Here is a 4,260-nt window from a genome sequence, read left to right on the forward strand (position 1 = left end):
ACGAGAGGTTACAAAACACCTAATGAATTATTTAAAGGAGTGCCCACTCATTTACTTCGTTCATTACGGTGTTGCGCTTAATATGTGAATCCAAGCAAGTTAAAAAACATAGAAAGTCAATACATTACCCTTAAAATAATATTTTTAGACAGCCTATTTACTTTTAAATACATATCAGGTAGTTATAAATATCTCAAATAAAAAGGGGTATCTATGGAAATTATAATAAGAGCAGCTGAGATTGAAGATGCTGAACATTATCAGCGAATATTTGGTCAAGAAAGTGTTTATCCTAATACAATGCAACGTCCGTGTCCTTCATATGAAACTTGGCGGGAAAGATTGCAAAAAAATAAAACAAAAGGGATTATTGATTTTGTTGCCGAAATAGAGGGGAAAGTAGTAGGCACAATCGGGATTTTTACTTTTGAAAACCCAAGAAGTAAACACGTAGTGAGCTTCGGTATTGGCATTGATGAGAATTATTTCGGCAAAGGTGTAGGCTCAAAACTGGTGGGGTTTGTCATTGATTATGCATTCAATTGGTTGGGAAGTATCAGAATTGAGTTGGATGTTTTTTCCGATAATGAACGAGCAATAGCGTTGTACAAAAAATTCGGTTTTGAAAAAGAAGGAATTGCGCGTATGCAGGCATTAAGAAATGGTCAATATTGTGATGTTATGACAATGGCTTTATTAAATGATCGGTTGAAGTAGTTTTCATGAAGTTTATCGTAATAAATGGTTGCAGGAAGCATTTTGTGTTGCTTCCTTCTTTATTTCTTAAATAAATAAAGATAAATAAATGGATAAATAAAAAGTTTTCTTTGTAAATTCCATTGAGCATAAAAATATTTGTGCGTAACAGAACAGCTAATAATTGGTTTTTATATGTAGTGAATTATTCTTCTATACCTATTGGATTTAAAGATGTATTGCGACGGCAAGGGAATGGCAAATTCGTCGGAAACGAATTTGCCCGGCTAAGGTGAGGAAGACCTCTAATGGAGAGAAAACTTTTCATTAATCCCCAACAGCATGGATAACCGTATATTTATAAGAACGGCAGCAGGGGGAGTGAGTATCATTAATAAAGCGGCTTTCTGTAAATGATAGGTGATATACATCAACCTTCTGTTTTTCTGATGATATCATCCAGATTATCTATCTTCAAATCAGCATTAATATATTCATCTTTGTTTGGCAGATGGATTTTTATATCCTGTTTTAGTTCATAACTTAAAAGACCATTTTTTAATTTAAAACCAAAAACATGCCCGCCATGTTTTCGCGAATCGTCAATAAAGTGAATATGAATGCCAGCAACCGAAATACCTTGAAATATCTCAGGAGTCCAAAAACCGACCATGACACCCGAAATATCATAAAGGGTTTCTTCAGATTGTTCTGTTATAGCTTCAACAAAGGGCCTATAGGGTTTTTGTTGATAATTGGTACGCCGAAACCAAACATGCTCAAAATATCCTTCAATTCTTATTGCGGCAAAAATATTATCAATGTTCCCTTGAGCAGATAATTGTGAATACAGGTCAGCTTTACTAATATCAGAAACGGGGAACTGATCATCAGGATTGAAATGAGTTAATTGTGCAAAAGGTATCTGTTCCTGATCGGTGAACTGACGTACATGACCGGCTCCCTGAATTTCATAATAAATATCATCCAGCGCTATCATTTCACCTGCAAGTGCATGTGAGCAGCCAATACCGAATGAACCACCATGACTGATTTCTGATATTGCAAACGCTCCATCAAAGACGCCTGACATCAATGCATGAATGGTGGAGTACTGATTGATTGTTCGGTTTTTCATAATATGCACCTCCCTTACAGCCCTGTTGTGTTGCAAATCAAAATCCATTGGGCATATATTGAATATATAGGCCGAGTATTTGAGATTTTTTATCAGGTCATGAATTAATAACGTTAGCGGTTAGTCATTGTCAAGGCAATTGTTTTCTTTAGAAGAATAGATAAAAATATATAGCCAAATCATCCATTAGTGTTTTTCTTTATTTTAATTATTCTTATATTTATCCTTTAATAAATGTTAATTTATAAGCAATGCCGAATCTATTAAAAATGTTAAGTTAAATCAGTGAGTCAATGAAATTAAGGCAGGAGATATAAGATGTTAATAAATGACTGCTATCCAATGAAGAATAAAGCACGAAGATCCCTGAAAGCACCGGTAGGTGTAATTCATTTCATTATGTCTGTTTGAATTAAGGGATAAATTTAAACCATGCTTTATTTATGATGAAATCATAGAGAATAATTTCATTCTTTTGCTCACAGAAATGATTATTTAAAGGTGGATGAATAACTCAGTCCATTGTTATGATTTCAATCAATTTAAACATTGATAAAACCGTAAATCAGGGCTGAGTTTTTTCATTGGGATATGAGCCTATTCACTCAATGGATTAATGCCTGCAGAGTTTGCCAATGTGGGCTTTGCTGTGCCAGTTGGCGCTGCTCCTTAAGCATGTCTTCCAGTATTTCCATCGTTGTCAATGGGTTGGCGAGTACAACACGTAAAACCGTTGTCGGTTGTCTGTCCCATTGCGTGGGATGAAGGGTCGTGCGTGAAACAAAAGATTGCCCGGCAGTCCACTGCATTGTCTGGATATGTTGGTTCAGCGCGTTAAGTTCGTCATGTAATTTCTGCTTTTCGGATTCTGCTGCTGTACGCAAAGTCTGCAATACCCTCGGTGGCATATAACGGTAAGTCAGCAAACACAATTCTGGCTCGCTGATTAATTCAAAATCTTCTTGCTGGCGAATAAGATCTGCAAATTGCTGGGCTTTCTCGATACTGGCATCTATCAACTGGGCAAATCCCCGCCGGCCAAGCAAATGAAAGTTACTGTGCAGCATGAGGGACATTGCGCAGCGTGAACCCTCCAGCGTATGGCGTCCCAAATCTTTCGAACCCTTACGCACGATATAATTTGCATGCTGGGAAATGGCGCTGACCAGATTGGGTTGGCGAAACAGCACCATGCCGGTTCCCATTGGCACATACATTTGTTTATGGGCATCAATCGTGACGCTGTCAGCACGTTCTATACCTGCGAACAAATGCCGGTGGCGTTCTGACAGCAAACTGGCTCCTCCCCAAGCCGCATCGACATGAAAGTGGCATTGTTCTTGTTCAGCAATATCAGCCAGAGTATTTAGTGGATCAATTGAGCCGGTTTCTGTTGTACCCGCTATTCCGATAATCGCCATCGGCTTGATATTGCGTTGGCGCAGCTCCTGCAATTTAGCCAGCAGGGCGTTGGTACAAATCCGTCCATTGCTGTCCGTTTCAATCTTGATCAGTGAGTCTTGTCCCAAGCCGAGTACATCCACAGTTTTTTTCAGCGAATAGTGCCCCAACTCCGATACCAGAATAGCCAGGCCACTGTAACCATAATGGATAAGCCCTCTGGCAAGTCCTTCGCGGGCGAGACCGGCAAAATCCCCGTCGGCGGGTAGAAGCTGGTTCCGGCATGCCCACATCGCCGTCAAGTTAGCCAGCGTTCCCCCAGAACAGAAAGTTGCCAAAGCATAGTCGCCATTGTGGAGCCACTGCTTATAGAAAGTTTCGTCGCAGTTATAGACTAACTTGTGCATCATGCCCAATACTTGGCGTTCCAGTGCGGTCAGGACATGGGACGTTTCCAGCTTAACCACGTTTTGATTCAGGGCGGTTAATATCTTGCCGATTGCAGGTAAATGTTGGGGAAGGGCAGAAGTCATGTGACCGACAAAAGCGGGGGATGACACAGGTACAACTTGATTGAGAATGTCTTCTCTCAAATGTCGGGCATAAGTGCTGCCATTGACCGGAAGCTCGGGAATAATCACCGATGAAAAATTCGCTTCCAGTTCCGTCAGTTCTTTTACTGGTTTGTTTAATTCATGGAGACAATAAGTTACAGGGTCACTGGCAATGCTCGTTTCCAGCTCAAGTAGCCCTTCATCGCTGCCGTGGGGGAAAAACTGTTCAAGTAATGCTTGCCATTCCTGAGGATCTTGGTTGGAGGGATGAAGCGTCGTTTTATCCACGTCACCGCAATTCAGGCTGTCAAGAGAATACAGCATAGTTTGCCTCTTAGGGTCACTAATAATATCGTTCATGTGTTTATGTCTTGCTATCCATACATCCCGGGGATGCATTCCCTTGCCCCCTTGACGCAACTCTAAATCCATAAGGTATATGCTACGGGCTATTATTTCCCTTTCATAAAA

Annotated in this window: 3 protein-coding genes; 1 reads left to right on the forward strand and 2 read right to left on the reverse strand. The window is 40.3% G+C overall.

The annotated features are described in order from the left end of the window. Positions 1–213: 213 nt before the first annotated feature. The gene (locus tag BM100_RS09785; RefSeq protein WP_092510404.1) at positions 214–717 is read left to right on the forward strand and encodes a GNAT family N-acetyltransferase; all 504 of its coding nucleotides are present in this window, start codon (positions 214–216) and stop codon (positions 715–717) included. Between the two features lie 409 nt (positions 718–1,126). Here the strand turns inward: BM100_RS09785 and budA are convergent, their stop codons facing one another. Further along, complete coding sequence (budA, locus tag BM100_RS09790; RefSeq protein ID WP_169924784.1) at positions 1,127–1,834, reverse strand: acetolactate decarboxylase; 708 nt, start codon at positions 1,832–1,834, stop codon at positions 1,127–1,129. A gap of 605 nt (positions 1,835–2,439) precedes the next feature. After that, entirely contained in the window at positions 2,440–4,113 is a 1,674-nt protein-coding gene (gene panP, locus BM100_RS09795) for a pyridoxal-dependent aspartate 1-decarboxylase PanP (protein WP_092510409.1), read from the reverse strand. Between the last annotated feature and the right edge of the window lie 147 nt (positions 4,114–4,260).

Source organism: Xenorhabdus mauleonii (assembly GCF_900113945.1).
Lineage (GTDB): Bacteria > Pseudomonadota > Gammaproteobacteria > Enterobacterales > Enterobacteriaceae > Xenorhabdus > Xenorhabdus mauleonii.